We start from the raw sequence: 21570 nt of genomic DNA, 5'->3' as shown, positions 1-21570 counted from the left end.
CATATCTGTATGTCCGATCGAATCTACTGTGTCCCGGTCCTGTCCAACGCCGAGAAAAGGCTTTTCAGGCCACCGGCCAGCTTGCGCCAGATCCACCAGGTCACAAGCGCCACCAGCAGCGACATCACCACCACCAGCACCAGGGCGATGACCGGGTGGGCATAGGCCAGCGCCAGTCCTCCCACCACGACCGCGTCTTCGGTGACCGAGGCAGTCAGGTTGCTGACCGGTTCGGGCGAGGTATTGAGCAGGGCGCGCGAGCCGCTTTTCAGCAGGTGGCTGGTCAGCGCCACCCCGGCGCCAGCCGCCAGCGCGCCGCCGCCCAAGCTGCCATCCGGCGACAACGTGGCCGCGGCCAGGAACGCCCCGGCCGGCACCCGTGCCAGTGTCTGCAGCAGATCCCAGCCCGAGTCCACGCCTGGAATCTTGTCGGCGAAGAACTCGGTCAGCGCCAGCGCGCCGGAGGTGCCCAGCACCCACCACGAGGTGGTGACCTGCAGCGCCGGTGGCAGGTCGACCCAGCCCAGCGCGCCGGCCACGCCCAGCCCGAAGACGGTCAGATAGACACGAATCCCGGCCATCCATGCCAACAGGATCCCAATTACGAAAAGATGTGCTTCGGACATGCGGGCGATTCCCTTAGACTCACAAACCCTTTGAATCCAGAGTATAGGCGTGCCATCTGGCTGCCGGCTGAGCTGGCCGGCCCGCGGCACCCGCACACGATGGCTGCCATCCCGGTTTCCCGCTTCCAGATTGTCGAACGCCGCCAGCGGCGCCGCTGGCCGTGGCTGCTGGCATTGGCGCTGGTCTGGCTGTTGTCGCTGCTGGCGGCCTGGCAACTGGCCAGCTGGCGGGCCGCACCCAGCCTGGGCAGGGTCAGCGAGCAGCTGCGCCAGAGCCGGGCCGATGCCGCCCGCGATGCGCAGGCGCTGAAGAAACTGCAGCAGCAACAGGCCACGTTGACCCTGTCCGACCGCATCAGCCGCGCCGCCAACAGCCAGGTCCAGCAGACCCTGGCCGAGCGTGACGAGGAAATCGCCGGCCTGCGCGCCGACGTCGCCTTCTACGAACGGCTGGTCGGCGCCACCGGCCAGCGCAAGGGCCTGAGCGTGCACCAGGCCGAATTCAGCCCTTCCGATGCCGGTGCCTGGCGCTATCGCATCGTCCTGACCCAGACCCTCAACCGTGGCGCGGTCAGCCAGGGCCAGATGCAGTTCGCGGTCGAAGGTGTCGCCGATGGCAAGCTGCAGACGCTGGACTGGAAGCAACTGCACCAGCGTCGCGAATGGCCGGGCCAGGATTACTCGTTCCGCTATTTCCAGCAGCTGGACGGCAACGTCATGCTGCCGCCCGACTTCACCCCGCAACGGGTGAAGGTACGCCTGCATGGCGGTGACGTCGCCGTCGAACAGACCTTTGATTGGACCCTTGCCACCTCAGCCGGAGGAACATAAGACATGCTCAGGAACAAACCCGCCCGCGAGGGACAATCCATCGACACCCTGATTGGCCCGCAGGTGACCGTGCACGGCGACGTGGTGTTCAGTGGCGGCCTGTACATCGAAGGCCACATCAAGGGCAAGGTGCTGGCCGAAGAGGGCGAACGGGCGGTGGTGACGCTGGCCGAGCAGGGCAGCATCGAAGGCGAAATCCGCGCCCCGGTGGTGATCCTCAATGGCCGTTTGATCGGCGACGTGCATGCGGCCGAGCGCATCGAGCTGGCGGCCAAGGCGCGGGTCCACGGCAACCTGCATTACCGGGTGGTCGAGATGCATGCCGGTGCCCAGTTGACCGGGCAGCTGGTGCATGCCGAGTCGGCCTCGGCCATCGTCTCGGAGAAGCTGGCGCAGGCCAGCGCCTGAGGCGGTTGCGCCGGCCGGGCCTGGCTGGCATCCATTAAGCGTTGCCGAAGCATCGGCAGGCTATGCTGAGGCATGGACCAGCCCCGTGCCGCCAGCGCTTTCGCCACCCGCATGTGGCTGATCGCCGCCATCGTCGTGATGAGCGTATGCCTGATATTCGGCGCCTGGGGCGCGTGGCAGGTGATGGCCTCCGGCGATGCGCCAAGCGCGGCCCAGCTGCACAGCGAGCGTCAGCAACTGGAGCAGCTGCAACAGCGCAATGCCACGCTGTCGCGATCCGACCAGATCAGCCGCGACGCCAATGCCGACCTGCAACGCACGCTGGCCGAACGCGACGAGGAAATCGCCGGCCTGCGCGCCGACGTCGCCTTCTACGAGCGCTTCGTCGGTTCCACCGCCCAGCGCCATGGTCTGGCCGTGCACGAGCTGGTGCTCTCCGCGCAGGCCGAGAATGCCTGGCATTTCCGCGCCACCCTGACCCAGAACATCAATCGCGGCGCGGTCAACGCCGGCCGGCTGGTGCTGATCGTTGAAGGTACCCGCGATGGCAAGCTGCAACGGCTGGACTGGTCGCAGTTGCGGCAGCAGGACAGCGCGCCCGGCGTGGCCTACTCGTTCAAGTATTTCCAGGAGCTGGAAGGCGACCTGTTCCTGCCCGCCGGTTTCCAGCCGGTGCGGGTGATCGCGCGGCTGGTGCCGCAGAACGGCGACAGCGTGGAACAATCGTTCACCTGGGCCGATGCCACCGGCAAGGATGGCGCGGTCGCGCCGCCAGCTTGATTTTTCACTTTCCGACCCCATTACTGCCGCCATGACTACCGTCGTTTCCCTGCCCAGCGCCAGCGCCGCCCCCAACTACCAGTCGCTGGACCGGCCGCTGGATTTCAGCGCCGCGGCCGCGGCCAAGGTCCGCGAGCTGGTCGCCGAGGAAGGCAACCAGGCGTTGGCCCTGCGGGTCTACATCCAGGGCGGCGGCTGTTCCGGTTTCCAGTACGGCTTCGAATTCGACGAGAACCGCGCCGACGATGATGTGGCGGTCGACACCGACGGCATGACCCTGCTGGTGGACCCGCTGAGCCTGCAGTACCTGATGGGCGCGCAGGTCGACTACACCGAAAGCCTGCACGGCGCGCAGTTCGTGATCCGCAATCCCAACGCCAAGACCACCTGCGGCTGCGGCAGCAGTTTCAGCATGTGACCCGCCGCGTCCGGTGAGCGGTGCCACTGACAACAATCCCTCGCCGCTGATCGGCTTCGCCTTTGCCGGGGATCCGCTGGACCGCGCCGATCATCTACGCGACGACGGCCAGGCACTAGCCGCCCTGTGGCCGGATGCGCGGGTGCTGGTGCTGGACGAACAAGGCAATGCCCACGCCGACGCCCACGGCCAGCTGCTGGCGCCACGCGGCCACGAGCTGGCCGGCAGTGGCCCGGGCACGGCGATATTCCTCGGCCTGAAAGACGATGTGGCCTGGTTTGCGGTCAATGCCGCGGCGGTTGCAGTGCAGGCACCACGCCAGGTCGATCTGCGCAGGGCCGCGGCCAGCTGGCCGGCGTTCGAGGCCGGGGTGTTCGCGCTGGCGCGGGCGATGCTGTACTGGCACAGCCGCAATCGTTTCTGCGGCATCTGTGGCGGCGCGGTCGAATTCCGCCGCGCCGGCTACACCGGTCATTGCAGCGGTTGCGGCAACGATCATTATCCGCGCGTCGATCCGGCGGTCATCGTCGCGGTCAGCGATGGCCAGCGCCTGCTGCTGGGACGCCAGGCCAGTTGGCCGGCCGGGCGCTATTCGGTGCTGGCCGGTTTTGTCGAGCCGGGCGAAACCCTGGAGCAGACGGTGGCCCGCGAGGTCTATGAGGAAAGCCGCGTGCGGGTGCGCCACAGCCGCTACCTGGGCGCGCAGCCGTGGCCATTCCCGGGCGCGTTGATGCTCGGCTTCAGCGCCGAGGCCGAACCGGATCCGCCGCAGGTCGACGACGAACTGGAAGATGCGCGCTGGTTCACGCTGGAAGAAATCGCCGCCGCGCGCGAACGTGACGAAGGCGGTGTCGCCCACGATCAACCCGGTCTGCGCCTGTCGCCGCCGATTTCGATTGCGCGTTCGCTGATCGAACACTGGTACCAGTCGATGCTGCGGCAATCCGGGCGCTGAGCCGCCGCCGCGCGGCGCCTTATCCGCCACGCGCCGACATCGTTGCCACGCTCGCGCTAGAATCGCCAAAACGGAGGATGCATGTCGACGACATTGTTGGCCGTGGTGATTGCGTTGGTGCTGGGCCATGTGGCTTCGGCGCAACTGGTGTCACTGCGCCGGTTCCATTGGTACCAGAGCTGGCTGCAATGGCTGGGCGAGCAGTCCGGCGAAGGCAGCTTCTGGCGTGGTCGCCATGGCATCGTGCTGGCGCTGTTGCCACCACTGCTGCTGGTGGCGCTGCTGCAATGGAGTTTTGCTTCGACACTGTTCGGACTGGTCGCGCTGCTGTTTGCCATCGTCGTGCTGGTCTATGCGTGGGGACCACGCGATCTGGACGTCGACGTCGAGGCAATCATCGATGCCCACAACCCGGTCGCGCGCAGCCAGGCGCTGCTGCATCTGTGGAACGGGCAGGCGCCGCTGCGGACCGATGGTGGCGCACTGGTCGAAGCGGTATTCGCTAATGCGCTGACGCGCTGGTTCGGCACTCTGTTCTGGTTCCTGTTGCTGGGCCCGGTGGGTGCGCTGGGCTATCGGCTGGTGGCGCTGGTCGCGCAGGGCAGGTTTGCCAACGATGTGCCGGCCGACACCCGCGCCGGTGCCGCCACCCTGTTTGCCTGGTTGAACTGGCCGGTGGCACAACTGATGACGCTGGCGATGGCGCTGGTCGGCAATTTCGACGTGGTATTCAACGCATGGCGTGCCGGCGGTGGCAGCGAGCTGCATGCCAATGCCGCCTTCCTGTTCGGCGCTGCCCGCGCCAGCGTGCGCGGCGAACTGGCCGAGGAAGCCGAGGAATATGCCGAAGAGGGGATGGTCCCGGTATTGCGCGAGTTGCCGGAACTGCGCGATGCGATGAGCCTGGTCTGGCGCATCCTGCTGGTATGGCTGGCGGTGATGGCGCTGTTCGTGATCGGCGGCTGGGTCAGCTGATCCAGCATGGCCTCAGCACGTTGTTGATGACGCCGCGCTGCCTGATCAGCCCGGTGCCATCAGGGTGAACGGGAACCACGGCAGATTGCGGGCAATCCAGTAGCCCGGCAGCAGCACCAGCCACAGCCTGGGTTCCATCACCCAGCGCATCAGCGGCTGCAGCAGGCGCGGCTGCCAGCCGCGCGAATACGCGATCATCAGCGGTACCAGCGGCAGCACGATCATCGCCAGTGGATTCATGCCGAATGCGCGCAGCAGATCGCCGTGAACCAGTGCATGCAGGGCACGGGTGATGCCGCAACCAATGCAGAAATAGCCGGTGAGTGCGTGGAAGATGCACGGCACGAAGGGGTTGCCGGCGACATTGGGATCGAAGTTCCACAGCAGCCAGACGCCGGCCGGCACCGCGACAGCGGTACCGGCCAGCAACACGGCGGGCATGGGCCTGACGGCGATCATCGACTTACTGGTACTGCTGCATCATCTCGATGTAGGTCTGCATGCCGCCGGTGGCCAGCATGACAATGTTGATCAACAGACCGATGATGGCGAAGGCAGTGGCCACCCAGCACCAGGTCTTGGCGTTGGCCGAGGCCCGGCGTGCGCCTTCGATGTCACCCTGGTTGAGCTTGCCGTTGACCTGGCTGGAGAACACGATGGCGACGATGCCGATCAGGCCGAGCGGGCAGCACAGGCAGGTCGCCAGCACGGTCGAGATGATCGACCAGGCCAGGTAGTTGGGAATATGACCGTGCGCCGCCGGCGGTGGCGGCATCGACGTTGCGGCAGGTGGAATCGGTGGCATCGCGCTCATCGTGGAACTCCCTGTGATGGATGAAATATGTCGTGATGGATGGCCGCGGCATGCAACCAGCTCCTGAATGACGCAGCAAGCCTACCGCACTGTCACCTTTCCCGCACCCGCTTCAGGCCGCGTCACCACGCAGCGCGCGGACCCGGGCTTCCAGTTGTGCAGCGTCGACCTGGGCACCGGGCAGCGGCGGGCCAGCGACGACATCGACATGGGCGCGGAAACGACGTGGCACGCGCATGCGGCCAAAGCGACTGTCGCGCCGGCTCCACATGCTGCTCCACATCCCCTTGAGCGCCATCGGTACCACCGGCACCGGGCGCTGTTCGAGGATGCGCTCGACGCCGGACTTGAACGGCGCGATCTGGCCGTCACGGGTCAGCGCGCCCTCCGGGAAGATGCAGACGATCTCGCCTTCGGCCAGTGCCGCGTCGATGGCATCGAAGGCCTGCTGCATCAGCGCCGGGTTCTCGCGCGCGCCGGCAATCGGTATGGCCTTGGCGGTGCGGAAGATCCAGCTCATCACCGGGATGTTGAAAATCTTCCAGTACATGACGAACCGCACCGGCCGCGGAATGCTGGCGGCCAGGATCAACGCATCCATGTAGCTGACATGGTTGCAGACGATCAACGCCGGGCCTTCGTCGGGCACGTTTTTCTCGATGCCATGCAGGCGCAGGCGGTAAAGCGCGCGCACCAGCACCCAGCTGAGGAAACGCATCAGGAACTCGGGGACGATGCTGAAGATCCAGATCGCCACCAGCGTGTTGAGGATCGCCAGCGCCAGGAACACCTGCGGAATGCTCCAGCCGAGGAAGCGTTGCACGCACAAGCCCAGTACCGCCGCCAGCACGATGAAACCGGAGTTCTGGATGTTGAGTCCGGCGATCACCCGCGACAGTTCGTTGCGCGGCGTGCGGCTCTGGATCAGCGCGAACAACGGCACCACGAAGAAGCCGGCAAACAGGCCAATGCCCAGCAGATCCAGGCTGATCCGCCAGCTGCCCGGCTGCTGCAGGAACCCGGCTACGTCTAGGCCTGCAGCCGGCGCGGTGCCACTGCGGGCGAAATACAGATCGAGGATGAACGCGCTCATGCCAAACGCGCCAAGCGGCACCAGACCGATTTCAACGGTGCGCCCGGACAGTTTTTCGCACAGCATCGAACCGACCCCGGTACCGACCGAGAACAATGCCAGGGCGAAGATGTACAAGGTCTCGTCACCGCCCAGGTTGACCACCGCATAGGTCGGCAGTTGCGAGGTCAGCACGGTGCCGACGAACCAGAACCACGACACCCCGAGCACCGAGTTGCGTACCGCCAGCTGGCGGCGGACCAGCCGCAGCATGTGCAGGGATTCGGGAATCGGATTCCAGTTGATCTTCAGATCCGGGGCACCGGCATCGACGCGTGGAATCAGCCGGCTGACCAGGTTGCCAAGCACCGCCAGGCAGATGATCGCGGTGGCCGCCGCGACCGGGCCATGGTCACCGGCCAGTTTGAAGATCAGGCCGCCGCTGATCATGCCGATCAGGATCGAGACCGAGGTGCCCATCTCGACCAGGCCGTTGCCGCCGGTCAGTTCCTCGGGCTTGAGCACCGACGGCAGGATCGAATACTTGACCGGCCCGAACAAGGTTGACTGCAGGCCGGTGCAGAACAACGCCACCAGCAGCACCGGCATGTTCTGGGTCAGGAAGCCGACCGCGGCCAGCGACATGATCGCGATTTCCATCGCCGTGGTGATGCGGATCAGGCGCGACTTTTCCAGCTTCTCGGCGACCTGTCCGGCCAGCGCCGAGAACAGGAAGTACGGCAGGATGAACAGCGCCGGCGCCAGATTGGTGTACAGGGTCTTGTCGGCATCACTGACACCCATCCAGAACAGCAGGCCGATGATTGCCTGCCGATAGACGTTGTCGTTGAACGCGCCCAGCGACTGGACCAGGAAGAATGGCAGGAAGCGGCGTTGCCGGAGCAGGCCGAACTGGCTGTGGGAAACCGGCTGATCGGGAGTCGTGGGTTGCTCGGGCATGTCCTGTGCCGGTGTCCTTGTCTGGGTTGCCCCGAGTCTAGCCGATGGCGGTGACCGCTTGGCCGCGGTCACTAGCGGCGATGGCAGCGGTCAGCTCAGGCGCTCTGTTCTTCGCGGGCAATCGCACGCCAGCCGATGTCGCTGCGATGGAATTCGTGTTGCCAGTGCAATTGGCCGACGCGGGCGTAGGCGCGTGCCTGTGCATCGGCCACGCTGTCGCCCAGTGCGGCCACGCACAGCACCCGGCCACCTGCAGTGACCACGTCGTCCCCGTGCAGGCGGGTGCCGGCATGGAAAACCTTCACCCCATCCACCGGCGCCTGATCCAGGCCGCTGATGGGCTCGCCGCTGATCGGGTTTTCCGGATACGGCGCCGAGGCCAGCACTACTCCCAGCGAAGGCCGTGGATCCCAGTCGGCACGGGTTTCGTGCAGTTTCTCGTCGAGTGCCGCTTCGATCAGCTGCAGCAGATCCGACTGCAGGCGCAGCATCACCGGTTGCGTTTCCGGGTCGCCGAAGCGGACGTTGAATTCAATCACCTTCGGCGCGCCGCTGGCGTCGATCATCAGCCCGGCATACAGGAAGCCGGTGAACGGCACGCCATCGGTGATCATGCCCTGTACGGTCGGGTTGACCACCTCGCGCATCACCCGATCATGGATCGCGGGGCTGACCACGGGTGCCGGCGAGTAGGCACCCATGCCGCCGGTGTTGGGGCCGGTGTCGCCATCGCCGACCCGCTTGTGATCCTGCGAGGTCGCCATCGGCAAGGCGGTCCTGCCATCGACCATGCTGATGAAACTGGCTTCCTCGCCGTCCAGGAATTCCTCCACCACCACCCGTGCGCCGGCGCTGCCGAATGCGTTGCCGGCCAGCATGTCATGGATCGCCGCTTCGGCTTCGGCCAGCGTCATCGCCACGATCACGCCCTTGCCGGCGGCCAGGCCGTCGGCCTTGATCACGATCGGCGCGCCTTTGTCGCGGACATAGGCCAACGCCGGCTCGACCTCGGTAAATACCGAGTAGTAGGCCGTCGGGATGCCATGCCGGGCCAGGAAATCCTTGGCGAATGCCTTGCTGCCTTCCAGTTGCGCGGCCGCGGCGGTCGGTCCGAACACGCGCAGACCGGCACCGCGGAAACGATCGACCACGCCGGCCACCAACGGTGCTTCCGGGCCGACCACGGTCAGGTCCACCGCCTCGCGCTGGACCAGCGCCAGCAGGGCGTCGATGTCGGTGGCGGCCACCTCGACGTTGCGGCATTTGTCCTCGCGCGCGGTGCCGGCGTTGCCCGGTGCCACCAACACCTCGCTCACGCGCGGCGACTGGGCCAGCTTCCAGGCCAGTGCGTGCTCGCGGCCGCCGGAACCGATGACGAGGATTTTCATGCCTGCTCCCGTGGGGGTTGCGTGGGGAAAGGCGCAATTCTACGTGAGGCCCCTACGCGCCGCGACCGATGGCCGGGCCAGCCGTCGACGGTGTTGAACGGTGTTGATGCGTGCGGATGTTCTCGACCAATCTGAACGCTGCCCGGCCCGATGCGGCCAACCGCGTGCACCTGCAACAAGTTACATGGTCACGGACCGGCCCGGGCACTAGATTGAGCACCTCCGTTCCATCAACTCTCCGTGTTCCCATGTCGGTCTTCAAGGCCATCAAGCTACGTGCCTGTCTGGCGATCGTTTTGCTGGCGCTTGCTCCCGTGCTGCGGGCGCAGGATGTCGAGGGATTCATTGAACAGGTGGCGCTGAAGCGCTACCACGTGGAACCTGGCGAAGTGACCCGCGCACGTGCGGGTGATGGTTACACCTATTCGGTGTTCGGCAGCCGCTGGGGTTTCCTGAACCGCTACGATGAGCACGGCAAGAGGATCTGGCGATCCCCGCCGTTCCGGGTCGATATCTGCAGGAGTCATGCCCTGCTTGGTAGCTGGGGACCTGCCGATGATGGCTACTACCAGCTGGAAACCGGCCTCGAACAGAACCTGCCCAGGCTGCATTGCCCGGATGGATTGATACTGGAGTGGCTGCTGCTGCCGGATCACAGTCTGGTCGGGATGAAAGTGCAAGCCAACCCCGGCGCCGACGCCCCGCATGGTGATCTGGTCCAGCCGACGGTGACCTGGCATCTGCTTGCATCGGCATCGGCATCGGCCGCCGAGGACGTGACCCGGCAGATCATGGCGCAATGGCGCAAGCAGCCGTTGTGGATATGGTCGGCCGGGATGAAGCAGGTGCTGTCACCGCGGCAGGTGAAAATACGGGTCGAGCCGCCCGCCAGCCCGCCGCTGTTGCGGCAACGATACCAGCGCGCACTGAAGCTCTGGCAACGCCCTCGCGCGGGCATCGACAGTGCGCAACGTGCCGGCGAGAGCCTGGCGGCGCTGGAGCCGGAGCTGTTCCGCATCGATCCGCGCAGCCTGCCGGATACCGACATCGTCATGCTCAACGACATCGGCTTCTGGCTGCAGCAGCAGGGCGGTTGCGGCAGCAGCAATGATGCGATCGCGTTGCTGGAAAACGTACTGCAGCGTGACCCCGGGCGAACGCCGGCGTACCTCAACCTGGCCCAGGCGATGCAGGGAGCGCAACACTGCCCGCTGAATCTGGGTAACAAGGTCGGCATGCAGGAAAACGCCCGCCAGTACTGCCAACGACAGGGTATCGACAACATCCCCGGCAACATCGCCATGCAACTGGCCGACATGCTGGAAGTAAAGGCGCTGGACGCGCAGACATGCCGGCCACGGATGAGTCTGTTCAACGCGGTGCAGACAAAGGATCTGGCTGCGTTGCAGCAAGCGTTGGCCGCGCATCCGCAAGACCTGCAGCAAACCAACGCCGACGGCTGGCTGGTACTTGGCGTTGCCGTTGCCAGCGACTGGCTTGACGGCGCGGCGGCATTGCTGGAAGCCGGGGCCGACCCCGACATCACGGTGCCGCACGCTGCCGACCCCGATGGCTATACGTCTTCGCCTTTGGAACGGGCCATCAACAACGGCAATCGCGAGATGGTCGATTTGCTGCTGAAACAGGATGTCGAACTGAACCCGGTGGTCGGTCGACAACCCCTGCTGGTCGCTGCCGGCCAGCGCAGCGACCCCGCCCGCCAGGCCGATGACACCGCGATCGTGCGCGACCTTCTGCAGGCGGGTGCGCATCGCTATGGCATCGGCAAGATCGATGGGGATCGAAACACGGTGCTGATGAAAGTCGCCAGCAGCGGCAATCTGGCCAGCGCCCGGCTGCTGCTGGAGCAGGCCAAGCCCGCCGACATCAATGCGGTCAACAATGACGGACGCAATGCCCTGTACGAGGTGCCCGCCAGCCGTCCCGGGGACGTGGCGATGTGGCGCCTGCTGCTGGCCCATGGCGCCAACATCAACCAGCAGGACCGCTCGGGCAGGACGCCGCTGATGAACCTGTTCGAGGTGTATCGACGTGATCCCGCCATCGTTGCGTCGATGCTGGCGCAGGCGCTGGCGCAGCATCCGGATCTGGAACTGACCGACGCCGACGAGGGGCGGCGGTTGCTGGATTATGCCGTCGCCGCCGGCAACGAGGCAGCAGTACGCCTGCTGCTGGAAGCCGGCGCCGAGCGATGCCAGCCGTACAATTCCGACCGCAGCTCGGCGCAGGACCTGGCAGCAAGGATCAAATCGCTGTCGTACCCGCCGCAGTGCCAGCAGGGCCCGGCTGCGTGTCCGCCGCTGGCGACCCTGCAACGGATCGCACTGCTGCTGGATTGTCCCACCAGCGCGACCGCTGGTTCACCCTGAAGCCGACGCGGCCGCTGCCGGCCGCCACCCAGGCACTGCTAACATCGCGCTCGACACGTTGATGGGAACGGCCGATGCCGCTGCTGGAAGGGTTGGAGGCGCTGTTGGCGCCGTTGGTGGGGGGGATCAATCACCTGTTGTGGGATTACGTGCTGACCTATGGCCTGCTGGCGGTCGGTCTGTATTTCAGCGTGCGGCTGCGCTTCATCCAGGTGCGGCGGTTTCCGCACATGTGCCACATCATCAGTCGCGGTACCGATGGCGATGCTGCCGGCATCTCGCCGTTCCAGGCCTTGTGCACCAGTCTGGCCGCGCGGGTCGGCACCGGCAATCTGGCCGGGGTCGCGATCGCGCTCAGCCTCGGTGGTGCCGGCGCTCTGTTCTGGATGTGGTGCACGGCGGCGCTGGGCATGGCCACGGCGTACGCTGAAAGCACCCTGGCGCAGCTGTACAAGGTCAAGGATGACAACGGCCAGTACCGCGGCGGACCGTCCTATTACATGGCCCGCGGTCTGAAATCAAAGCCGATGGCGGTGGCGTTCGCGCTGGCGCTGCTGCTCAGCTACGGGCTGATTTTCAGCAGCGTGCACGCCAATGCAATCGGCGAATCGATGCAGGAGGCATTTGGCCTGGGCCATGCGCCGGTAGCGGCGGTGCTGGTGCTGTTGACCGCCATCGTCATCTTCGGCGGCCTGCGCAGCGTGGCGCGCTTCGCCGAATGGGTGGTGCCTTTCATGTCACTGGCGTATCTGGCACTGGTCGGATGGGTGGTGTTGACCCATCTGGCGCAGGTGCCGGAGATGCTGGCGCTGGTGCTGCGCAGTGCGTTTGGCCTGGATCAGGCGGTCGGCGGCATTCTCGGTGGTCTGGCGGTGGCGATGCTGCAAGGGGTCAAGCGCGGCCTGTATTCCAACGAAGCCGGCATGGGCAGTGCGCCCAACGTCGCTGCCGCGGCGACACCGGTGCCGCATCATCCGTCCAGCCAGGGGCTGGTGCAGGCGCTGGGGGTATTCATCGATACCCTGCTGATCTGTTCGGCCACCGGCATCGCCATCCTGCTCTCCGGCACCCTCGACCAGGGCGGCAACGGTGTGCAGATCACCCAGCGTGCGATGACCGTGTTCTTTGGTGATTGGGGCGCGTGGTTCGTGGCGATTGCGTTGTTCTTCTTCGCCTTCACCACCATCCTCGGCAACTATTCCTACGCCGAAAACAATCTGCTGTACCTGGGTGGCGGCCGCAGATCACTGCTCGCGCTGCGACTGGCCGCGTTGGCGGTGATCGTCTGGGGCGTGTACTCGAAAGTGCAGCTGGTCTGGGATGCGGCCGATGCATCGATGGCGGTGATGGCCACCATCAATCTGATCGCAATCGTGCTGCTGTCCGGCGTGGTGGTCAAACTGACCCGCGATTACGACCGTCAACTCGCCGCCGGCCAATCACCGAGATTCCATATCGATAAATACCCGGAGCTGGCCGATGGCGTCGATCGCGGGATCTGGAAAGATCGAGATTGATGATCAGCGGTGCGTGGATGACGACAGGGAAAATGTGACAGGATTGTGCTGAAGCAACGCTGCACGTTGCCGACGATACGTGGTTGAATGTGACGAAAATATCCGAACCGCAGGACGGCGAATGAGTTTTGACACAATGCAGCCAGCGACCACATTACCTATGTCGATATCGGCAAGATCCGCGCGCGGCCTGGGTATCGCACTGTTGCTGTCGATGTGGCTGCCGATGGACGGTTGGGCACAGAGCTGCAATACGCTGGTGCCGGTGCAGAACCCATCGTTCGCCGGCGGAACCAATAGCAGCCCCCTCAATCTGCCACCGTACTGGGCGGTGACGACCACCGTGCTCGGTTCGCAGGCAGTCAACGGCTGGGTCTATGCCGACGCCAATGCATATATCAGTGGTGATTTCGCACCGAATACCGTGGCTGGTCGCGCGGTCCGGACGACCGGCTACAACACGCTCCAGCAGACCGTGCAGGGTGGCGTCGGCGGCGGCAGCGTGATCCAGTTCCAGCTCCGCTGGATCAACGGCAATGGAGTGGTGGGCGGGGGCAATACCGCCGAACTTGGCGTTTATTACGCGGGCGTCCTCTACGCGACGTTCTTCACCACGCCGTACGCTGCCGTCAATTACACGAAGCCGACGCCCACTGCCACCGGCGGCGCAGTGATCGCAACCTCGCCGGCATGGTCGAGCTTTCCCGATGTCACGGTTGCACCGGGGCTGGATTATTCAACGGTAAGCATCACCTTGCCGGCGGGCGTGCCTGCTTCCGGCCAGCTGGTATTCGTGGCGCGCCGCAACCAGCCCGCGGGTACGCTGGATCCCGGCAGCCAGACCGACGACTACCAGGTATTCAATCCACAGATTCTTTCACCGACGTTGTGCCTGTTGAAGCAGAGCAACGTAGCTTCGGGCAGTTTCGCGTTCACGGTCGGCAACGCCGACACGGATCTGGGCACGACCGGCACGCAGACGGCCGCCACCATCACCACCACCAGTCCCGGCGTGCCCGTCGCGTTCGACGCATGGCCGGACAATGCGGCGTCGGGTTTCGATGCGTCAGCGGGAGTCGAGCCCCTGCTGGTGACCGACCCCGCGCTGGCGGTCAGCGTGGTTGAGAGCCCGGCGCAGGATCCCGGATTCAGGCTGGCCCAGGCCAACTGCAGCGGAGGAGGCACCGCGACGGTCGATACCGCCACCAACACGGCCACCATTACCGGTATCACCGCCGCTGCCGCGCCGACCATCTGCACGCTGGTCAATGATTATTTCGTGGACATGGCGATCGAAAAAACCAGCAATCCGCCCGGGCCGGTGACGCCAGGCACGGCCTTGCAATACACATTGCAGATCACCAACAACGGTCCGGGCAGTGTTACCGGCACGGTGGTCACTGACACCCCGGATACCGGACTGGACTGCCCGGCAAGCAACCCGGTGGCCATCACCGGAGACGGTATACCTGCCGGTGGTCCTTACACCATCGCCAATCTCACCGGTGCCGGGATTGTCATGGGCACGTTGGCGGCAACGCAGAGCGCATCGTTGACCTATACCTGCACGGTGGAATAGCAGATGGACCTCAGCCCATCGCCTGCAGGCGCTTGCTGCTCAAGGCGACGTAGGCGGGGTCCAGTTCGCAGCCGACATAGCGGCGATCCAGTTGCAGTGCGGCGACACCGGTGGTGCCGGAGCCGTTGAACGGGTCGAATACCAGATCCCCCGGCTGGGTCGATGCTTCGATGCAGCGCGCCAGCAGTGCCAACGGCTTCTGCGTCGGATGGCGGCCCTGTGATTTTTCTTCCGCCCCCGGCGCGGTGAAGCGCCATACCGACTTCATCTGCTTGCCGCCGTTCTCTTCTTTCATCGCGGCATAGTTGAACAGGTGTTTGCTCTTGCCGTTCTTGGCTGCCCACAGCAGGATTTCGGTGGAGTGGGTGAAATTGCGGCAGGCCAGGTTGGGTGGTGGATTGGGTTTTTCCCAGACGATGTCGTTGAGGATTTTCATCCCCAACTGCTGCATCGCGAAACCGACCGAGTAAATCACGTGGTGGGTACCCGATACCCACAACGTGCCATTGGGTTTGAGCGCGGCCTGGCAACGCTGCAACCACTGGCTGTTGAACTCGTGGTTCAAATCCGGGCTGCGGCTTTTGTCCCAGTCACCCTTGTCGACCTTGACCATCTTGCCGCCATGGCAGGTGACGCCGCCGTTGGACAGAAAGTACGGCGGGTCGGCGAACACCATGTCGAACAGGCCCTCCGGATGACGCTCGATCACCCGGTCGAGAAATTCCAGGCAGTTGGCGTGATACAGCAATGCGCGGCCGTCGGCATCGGCATGGGCCAGCTTGTTCGGTGACAGGCGGCTGCGCGGAAAAACGCCCAGATCCAGAGGATCAACGGCCACGGCCGCCACTCGCTGTGACGCACGCCGTGGCTTCGCGCTGCTCGGCATCCGGGTCAATGGCGGAAGTGGCGCACGCCGGTGAACACCATCGCGATGCCGTGCTCGTCGGCCGCGGCGATGACTTCACCATCGCGCATCGAACCACCCGGCTGGATCACCGCCTTGATGCCGGCGGCGGCGGCGGCGTCGATACCATCGCGGAACGGGAAGAACGCATCCGAGGCCATCACCGAACCTTCCACGACCAGATCCGCATCGGCGGCCTTGATGCCGGCGATGCGAGCCGAATAGACCCGGCTCATCTGCCCGGCGCCGACGCCGATGGTGCGATTGTCCCTGGCGTAGACGATGGCATTGGACTTGACGTACTTGGCTACCTTCCAGGCAAACAGCAGATCGCGCAGCTGTGCGTCGCTGGGCGCAAGCTTGCTGACCACTTTCAACTCAGCGACGCTGACCACGCGGTCGTCGGCGGTCTGCATCAGCAGGCCCGAGCCGATCCGCTTGCTGTCGATGAAACCCACCGATGGCGCTGCCAGCGGGATGCGCAGCACGCGCACGTTGGCCTTCTTGCTGGCGTAGGCCAGGGCTTCGGGCGCGTAGTCCGGTGCGATCAATACTTCGACGAACTGGCGATCAAGGATGACCTTGGCGGTGGCTGCATCGAGCGGCCGGTTGAAGGCGATGATGCCGCCGAACGCACTGGTCGGATCAGTGGCATAGGCCAGTTCGTAGGCATCGCCACAGGCGGCGCCGACCGCTACGCCGCATGGATTGGCATGCTTGACGATCACGCAGGCCGGGGCATCGAACTGGCGCACGCATTCCCAGGCCGCATCGCTGTCGGCGATGTTGTTGTAGCTTAGTTCCTTGCCCTGCAACTGCTCGAAAGTGGCCAGTGAACCAGGCGCCGGATGAAGATCGCGATAGAACGCCGCCTGCTGATGTGGATTTTCGCCATAGCGCAAATCCATCACCTTGATGAAACTGCCATTGGCCTGCGCCGAAAACGGCGAGCGCTGCGGCACTTCGCCGGAAGCATCGGTGATCGCCGACAGGTAATTGCTGATCGCCGCATCGTACTGGGCGACGCGATTGAACGCGGCCACCGACAGCTTGAAGCGGGTGGCCGCCGACAACGCACCCTGGTTGGCGTCCAGTTCGGCCAGCAGTTCCGAATACTGCGCCGGGTCGGTGGCGACCGCGACGCGGGCGAAATTCTTGGCTGCCGAACGCAGCATCGCCGGACCGCCGATATCGATGTTCTCCACGGCTACATCGAGCTTGCAATCCGGATCAGCGGTGACCTGCTCGAATGGATACAGATTCAACACCAGCAGATCGATGGCATCGATGCCATGCTCGGCCATCACCGCGTCATCGGTGCCGGCGCGTCCCAGCAGCCCGCCATGGACCATCGGGTGCAGGGTCTTGACCCGTCCGTCCATCATCTCCGGGAAACCGGTGACCTCGGCGACGTCGCGGACGGCCAGGCCGGCGTCGCGCAGTGCCTTGGCGGTACCGCCGGTGGACAATAATTCGACTCCCAGGCCATGCAGGCGCTGGGCCAGTTCAACCAGGCCGGTCTTGTCGGAAACGGAAAGCAGGGCCCGACGCACGGGCAGGAGATTGGCAGTCATGGGGAAGCAAAGCAGGAGGACCGGGCGATTATAGCCGGGCCCCGTGCCGGCCGCTGGCGTGGCCGCTGTTGCCGCGCGCCTTCAACACGCTGATGGCAAAGCGCTGGGTGATGGCGGATGCGCGGGCCAACACCGGACGACAATGGTCGCCACGCGGATCCCAAGCCAGTCCGTCTCAGGCCAGTCCGTACTCTTTCAGTTTCTTGCGCAGGGTGGCGCGATGAATGCCGAGCAGCGCGGCGGCGCGGCTCTGGTTGCCTTCGCAATGATTCAGCACTTCGACGAACAACGGAATTTCCATTTCGCGCAGCACGATTTCGTAGACGTCGTCGGCATCACATCCGTTCAGATCACGCAGGTAGCGTCGCACTGACAGCGCGACGTGCTCTCGCAAGGGTGGGCGATTGCCGGGTGTGCGTGGATTTTCCTGACGGGTGGTGGCAGCGTTCACTCGGTTCCCCTGGTGTTGCGTGGCCGGACGCGTTGGCCGAATCGGTTCGTCGGCGGGGGGACGAGTCTAGCGCGTGATCGCGGTCACTGCATCTGCTTTTGCAGCTTTCATGATCGGCAAGGCGCATTGTTGGCAATTGTCCGTCGGACAAGCGCGGACATCGGCGTGGTCAGTGGAAGTCAAAGGCGAAAGCGACCACGCTGGCGCTGGGCTCGCGTACCCGGACCGTGATTTCGGCGGTCTGGCCCGGCGCGATATCGGCACTGGCAGCGGCATCCAGATAATCGGCCGGCAGCAGCGCACGCGCGCCCAGACTGCGACCGTCGGCATCTTTCAGGGTCAGCAGCAGCACCGGCCACGGTTGTGCCCAGCGCGCGTCATTGCGAAACGTGGCCTTGGCCAACAGTACGCCCGGCACCTGCGGCAGCGGCCTGACGTCACGGTTGATCATGGTCAATGCCTGCGGCTCGCGCCAGGCCGGCATGCTGCAACCCAGCACGCCGCAGAGGCCGCCAATCAATGGTCGCCATGCGGCGTCGGCAGCCAGCCGCTCACGATCGGCCAGCAGCACCTGCAACACCAGCAGCGTCGCCAATACCACTACGACGGCCCACTGCCAGCGTGCCGGTGACGGTGATGGCCGGGCGCTGCGCCGGCGTTGCAGGAAACTGGGTGACGCCGGATGCCCGCTGGCCCTGGACGCCTCGGCGGGCGCCGATGCAGGCGGCGCTTCACTTGCGGGGACGACTGCCGCGGATTCGACCGCCGTGGCCGGGTCGGTGCCTGCGGCATCGGCCGGTGTGTTATCCGTGTCGGTCGCGGCTGCAGATGGTGCTGGCGAGTCTGCGGCGATATCCGCCTGCGCTGGAGGGCTTGCGACAGGGCCGGCTGCGATGTCCGTCGTCGCTTCATCGGCCGGCGTGACCACGGCACTCGACGCTGCTGTTGTCGTCGTGTCAGCGGATGCGGGATGTGCTGCCATGACGCTGGCGGCAATGCCTTCCCCTGCCAGCGCCGGTGCCGAGGCCGGATCACCGGCGTTGGCTGGCCGCAGCAGTGTCACCAGGCTGGGCGCGGCGGCGCTGTCGGGCTTGCTGGAAACCGGTTGCGCCTGCGCGGGTGCCGCGGTGGCCAGCGGACGTGCGCCGGGCAGATTGCCGCCGCAACGCGGACAGATCGGTGGCAACTGCCGCGTCAGCGGATGCGGCGCGACCAGTTCCCGGCAATGGGGGCAGGCGATGAACATGACTTATTCAAACACGGATGAACGCGGCCGGGATCGGCGCGAGCGTAATCCCGACAACCTTCTGCGTGGTGGGTTGGGGCGGCGCACTCAGCGACGCACGCCGTCGATCCGCATCCAGTCGCCTTCGCGGCTCGCGACCAGCTGGTCGAACCACTGGGCGTAGCGTTGCAGCAGTTCCGGCTCCTGGCCGTGCAGGATCCCGGACAGGGCGATGCGGCCGCCGGGTTCGACCCGCGCCGCCAGTGTGTCGGCCAACGCGTCCAGCGCCGAAGCCAGGATGTTGGCGACCACGATGGGGTAGCGGGCGACCGGTTCGTCCTGCGGCAGGTAGACCTGCAACTGCGGGCCGACGGCGTTGCGTTCGGCGTTGTCGGCGCTGGCGATCAGCGCCTGCGGGTCGTTGTCGACGCCGATCGCGGCGGCGGCGCCGAGTTTGATCGCCGCCAGCGCCAGGATGCCCGAGCCGCAACCGAAATCCAGCACCCTGCGGCCCTGCAGTTCGCCAGCCTGCGCCAGCTGGTCAAGCCAGCCCAGGCACAGCGAGGTGGTCGGGTGGGTGCCGGAACCGAATGCCAGTCCCGGATCCAGCCGCACCACCGCGGCCTGGGCATGCGCGGCTTCCTCTGGCAAAGCGTGGTTCCACGGCACGATGAAAGTGCGCTGGCCAAACCGCATCGGCTTGAACTGATCCAGCCAGGCCCGTTCCCAGTCCTGATCCTCGACGCTGCGGAACGCCACCCGGGTCCAGTCCAGGCCCGGATCGAACGATTCCAGCGCCGCCAGCAGCAACAACGCGTCGGTCTCGGCCGGGAACAGGGCGTTCAGCACCAGTGCGTTCCACAACGGAGTCTGGCCGACCCCGGGTTCGAGAATGGCGTTCTCGTTGCTGGTTTCGGCGTCGGCATCAAGCAGGGTCACCGACAGTGCGCCGACGTCTTCCAGTGCGTTTTCGTAGCGCGGCTGCTCGGCTTCGGCGCAGCGCAGGGTGAGTTCCAGATAGGGCATGGGTCACGGACCTGGGGCAGGGCATTCCGGCGTCCACCGCCGCGCCCGGGGGCGACAACATTACCCGAGCCGTCACCGCTTTGCTCGCCGGACCCGCGCAACCGCCATAGTCAGGAAGCAGGCCCGGCTTTGGTCTAAACTCACGCGCGGCGCAGTGGTCGACGCCAGCCGCGGGTATCGCCGGCTCCACCGCTGCTGCTCTATTGCAATCCGCACGCCATTGGCACCGATGAAGACACTGATCCAGCACAAGACAGGACTGGCCATCGCGGCGCTGGCGCTGCTGGCGGTGCTGTGGACGACGCAACGCGGTGCGCAGGGATTGCACGGCGGGGTCGGCGCTGCCCTGGCTCCGATGGCGGCATCAGCGAGCGCACAGGCGGCTGATGCGGTGCCGATCGATGGCCCGCAGCCGGGCGCGCCTGCGCTGGCCTTGCGGCCGGCGGCACCTGCTACCGGCTTTGCCCGCGCGCCGGACCTGTTTGCCTTTGCCCAGTCGCTGATGCCGGCGGCCGACCGCGGTGACGCCGAGGCGCTGTGGCAGCTCAGCCAGGTGCAGGATTACTGCGGTGGCTACGCCAGCGATCCGGGTAGTTATGCCCGCGATACCCGCACCATGCAGGGTCTGGAGCTGGATGGCGTCAACGCACTGGTTGCCGCGCGGCAGCGGGTCAGCCGCCGCTGCAGTCGCTTCGTGCCCGAGGACGGCCTGGCCACCGCGGTGCTGGAGCAGCGCCGGCGCGCCGCCAGCGCCGGCAACCTGGCCGCCGAAGCCGCGCTGCTGGCGATGGGCCAGCCACTGGCGGCCGGCGATGACTACACCCGCGATCTGGTGCAGCGGGTACGCACTTCGCACGACCCGGACGCGTTGCTGGCGATCTCGCCGGCGATGGGTCTGCGTGCCAGCGGCAGCGAGGCGGTCATGGGCGAGATTTCCGGCACCGGCCTGGCCGAGCTGGCCTGGCAACTGGCGGCCTGCAGGCAGGGGCTGGACTGCAGCAGCAACAGCAACCTGATGACCTCGTACTGCGCCAATGGCGGGGTCTGTTCGCAGGACCCCAGCCAGGATTTCCCCTCGTTCGTATTTGATGCAGCAGTGCCCCGGCAAGGGGCGGAAAGGTTGGACAACATGGTGAATACATTGATCGACAGTTCCGGAGGTGGCCTGTGAGCCTGCCGAAAAACATCCCGCTGACGAAGCGCCTGCGATGGGACCGCAAGCGCGTGGTCGAACGCAGCCGGCACTGGTTCTGGATACTGTTGTTCGTCGCCTACGCGGCCGCTGCCACCACCATCGCCATCGACACCCTGAATCCGCGTTACCGCGATCTGTCGCAGGTGGCGTTGACCACGGTCGACAGCGCCGACCACGTGCGCATGTCCGGCGCCAGCCAGGTTGCCGCGGTCTATCGCGCCAGCAGCGGTACCCCGTTCTCGGCCCTGCCTTCGGGCAGCAGCTTCCGCATCATCTGGCCCGATGGCTCGTCCGAGACCGTGGTGGTGGTGGATCCTAAAGCCGTCACCGGCAGCCAGCCGTTACCCGGCAGCCAGCAGGCGGCCAGCGGCAAGGCCAGTGTCGATGTCGACTTGAAACCGGTGTCCGGCCAGCGCTGACCCGCGCCGGCCGCCGCCGGCAGTGCCTGGATACAGAAAGGGCGCGTCGATGACGCGCCCTTT

The 21570-nt window shown here is 65.6% G+C and carries 21 protein-coding genes; 11 read left to right on the top strand and 10 right to left on the bottom strand.

Annotation, left to right across the window (positions count from 1 at the left end):
* Positions 1–23: 23 nt before the first annotated feature.
* Complete coding sequence (locus tag ABB29_RS02240; RefSeq protein ID WP_057656986.1) at positions 24–626, bottom strand: DUF4126 domain-containing protein; 603 nt, start codon at positions 624–626, stop codon at positions 24–26.
* Positions 627–725: 99 nt separating this feature from the next.
* On the opposite strand from ABB29_RS02240, the gene ABB29_RS02235 reads away from it, so the two are divergent.
* The 6 genes from ABB29_RS02235 to ABB29_RS02210 all read left to right on the top strand — a co-directional run bounded on the left by ABB29_RS02235 (position 726) and on the right by ABB29_RS02210 (position 4993).
* Entirely contained in the window at positions 726–1457 is a 732-nt protein-coding gene (locus ABB29_RS02235) for a DUF6776 family protein (protein WP_057656985.1), read from the top strand.
* 3 nt (positions 1458–1460) lie between these two features.
* Complete coding sequence (locus ABB29_RS02230; RefSeq protein ID WP_057656984.1) at positions 1461–1865, top strand: bactofilin family protein; 405 nt, start codon at positions 1461–1463, stop codon at positions 1863–1865.
* Positions 1866–1937: 72 nt separating this feature from the next.
* Positions 1938–2645, top strand: coding sequence for a DUF6776 family protein (locus ABB29_RS02225; protein WP_057656983.1), 708 nt, complete (start codon positions 1938–1940; stop codon positions 2643–2645).
* Between the two features lie 31 nt (positions 2646–2676).
* Positions 2677–3063 (top strand): iron-sulfur cluster insertion protein ErpA, encoded by a 387-nt coding sequence (gene erpA, locus ABB29_RS02220; RefSeq protein ID WP_057657116.1) that lies wholly within the window; start codon positions 2677–2679, stop codon positions 3061–3063.
* 13 nt (positions 3064–3076) lie between these two features.
* Positions 3077–4018, top strand: coding sequence for an NAD(+) diphosphatase (gene nudC / locus ABB29_RS02215; RefSeq protein ID WP_057656982.1), 942 nt, complete (start codon positions 3077–3079; stop codon positions 4016–4018).
* Positions 4019–4099: 81 nt separating this feature from the next.
* Positions 4100–4993, top strand: a complete 894-nt coding sequence (locus ABB29_RS02210) for a hypothetical protein (RefSeq protein ID WP_057656981.1) — start codon at positions 4100–4102, stop codon at positions 4991–4993.
* Between the two features lie 45 nt (positions 4994–5038).
* Here the strand turns inward: ABB29_RS02210 and ABB29_RS02205 are convergent, their stop codons facing one another.
* The 4 genes from ABB29_RS02205 to purD all read right to left on the bottom strand — a co-directional run bounded on the left by ABB29_RS02205 (position 5039) and on the right by purD (position 9227).
* Entirely contained in the window at positions 5039–5449 is a 411-nt protein-coding gene (locus ABB29_RS02205) for a DUF2752 domain-containing protein (RefSeq protein WP_425414718.1), read from the bottom strand.
* Positions 5450–5456: 7 nt separating this feature from the next.
* Positions 5457–5807: a CD225/dispanin family protein gene (locus tag ABB29_RS02200; protein ID WP_057656980.1), complete on the bottom strand. Its 351-nt coding sequence runs from the start codon at positions 5805–5807 to the stop codon at positions 5457–5459.
* 112 nt (positions 5808–5919) lie between these two features.
* Positions 5920–7839 (bottom strand): MFS transporter, encoded by a 1920-nt coding sequence (locus ABB29_RS02195; protein WP_057656979.1) that lies wholly within the window; start codon positions 7837–7839, stop codon positions 5920–5922.
* 95 nt (positions 7840–7934) lie between these two features.
* Complete coding sequence (gene purD / locus ABB29_RS02190; protein WP_057656978.1) at positions 7935–9227, bottom strand: phosphoribosylamine--glycine ligase; 1293 nt, start codon at positions 9225–9227, stop codon at positions 7935–7937.
* 248 nt (positions 9228–9475) lie between these two features.
* Between purD and ABB29_RS02185 the strand changes: the two genes are divergently transcribed.
* The 3 genes from ABB29_RS02185 to ABB29_RS02175 all read left to right on the top strand — a co-directional run bounded on the left by ABB29_RS02185 (position 9476) and on the right by ABB29_RS02175 (position 14713).
* A complete protein-coding gene (locus ABB29_RS02185; protein ID WP_057656977.1) occupies positions 9476–11617 on the top strand; it encodes an ankyrin repeat domain-containing protein in 2142 nt (713 codons plus the stop codon).
* A 74-nt stretch (positions 11618–11691) separates the two neighbouring features.
* Complete coding sequence (locus ABB29_RS02180; RefSeq protein ID WP_057656976.1) at positions 11692–13134, top strand: alanine/glycine:cation symporter family protein; 1443 nt, start codon at positions 11692–11694, stop codon at positions 13132–13134.
* 121 nt (positions 13135–13255) lie between these two features.
* Complete coding sequence (locus tag ABB29_RS02175; RefSeq protein WP_083487359.1) at positions 13256–14713, top strand: DUF11 domain-containing protein; 1458 nt, start codon at positions 13256–13258, stop codon at positions 14711–14713.
* Positions 14714–14723: 10 nt separating this feature from the next.
* Here ABB29_RS02175 and ABB29_RS02170 read toward each other — a convergent pair whose 3' ends face one another.
* The 5 genes from ABB29_RS02170 to prmA all read right to left on the bottom strand — a co-directional run bounded on the left by ABB29_RS02170 (position 14724) and on the right by prmA (position 19893).
* Complete coding sequence (locus ABB29_RS02170) at positions 14724–15551, bottom strand: DNA-methyltransferase (RefSeq protein WP_211260660.1); 828 nt, start codon at positions 15549–15551, stop codon at positions 14724–14726.
* A 53-nt stretch (positions 15552–15604) separates the two neighbouring features.
* Positions 15605–17191, bottom strand: a complete 1587-nt coding sequence (gene purH, locus ABB29_RS02165) for a bifunctional phosphoribosylaminoimidazolecarboxamide formyltransferase/IMP cyclohydrolase (RefSeq protein ID WP_057656974.1) — start codon at positions 17189–17191, stop codon at positions 15605–15607.
* Between the two features lie 175 nt (positions 17192–17366).
* Complete coding sequence (gene fis, locus ABB29_RS02160) at positions 17367–17642, bottom strand: DNA-binding transcriptional regulator Fis (RefSeq protein ID WP_057656973.1); 276 nt, start codon at positions 17640–17642, stop codon at positions 17367–17369.
* Positions 17643–17811: 169 nt separating this feature from the next.
* Positions 17812–18888, bottom strand: coding sequence for a DUF3426 domain-containing protein (locus ABB29_RS16005; protein WP_157062458.1), 1077 nt, complete (start codon positions 18886–18888; stop codon positions 17812–17814).
* 87 nt (positions 18889–18975) lie between these two features.
* A complete protein-coding gene (gene prmA / locus ABB29_RS02150) occupies positions 18976–19893 on the bottom strand; it encodes a 50S ribosomal protein L11 methyltransferase (protein WP_057656972.1) in 918 nt (305 codons plus the stop codon).
* Positions 19894–20122: 229 nt separating this feature from the next.
* Here prmA and ABB29_RS02145 point away from each other — a divergent pair, with 229 nt between their 5' ends.
* Both ABB29_RS02145 and ABB29_RS02140 read left to right on the top strand, forming a co-directional pair.
* On the top strand, positions 20123–21064 hold the full coding sequence (locus ABB29_RS02145; RefSeq protein ID WP_083487354.1) for a hypothetical protein: 942 nt from the start codon (positions 20123–20125) through the stop codon (positions 21062–21064).
* Entirely contained in the window at positions 21061–21507 is a 447-nt protein-coding gene (locus tag ABB29_RS02140; RefSeq protein ID WP_245622513.1) for a hypothetical protein, read from the top strand. Before ABB29_RS02145 ends, ABB29_RS02140 begins: the two co-directional genes overlap by 4 nt.
* The last annotated feature ends 63 nt before the right edge of the window (positions 21508–21570 follow it).

The organism is Pseudoxanthomonas dokdonensis (assembly GCF_001431405.1).
Classification (GTDB): domain Bacteria; phylum Pseudomonadota; class Gammaproteobacteria; order Xanthomonadales; family Xanthomonadaceae; genus Pseudoxanthomonas_A; species Pseudoxanthomonas_A dokdonensis.
The sequence above is the reverse complement of the archived record's forward strand: the minus strand, read 5'-3'. Positions and strand labels throughout refer to the sequence as shown.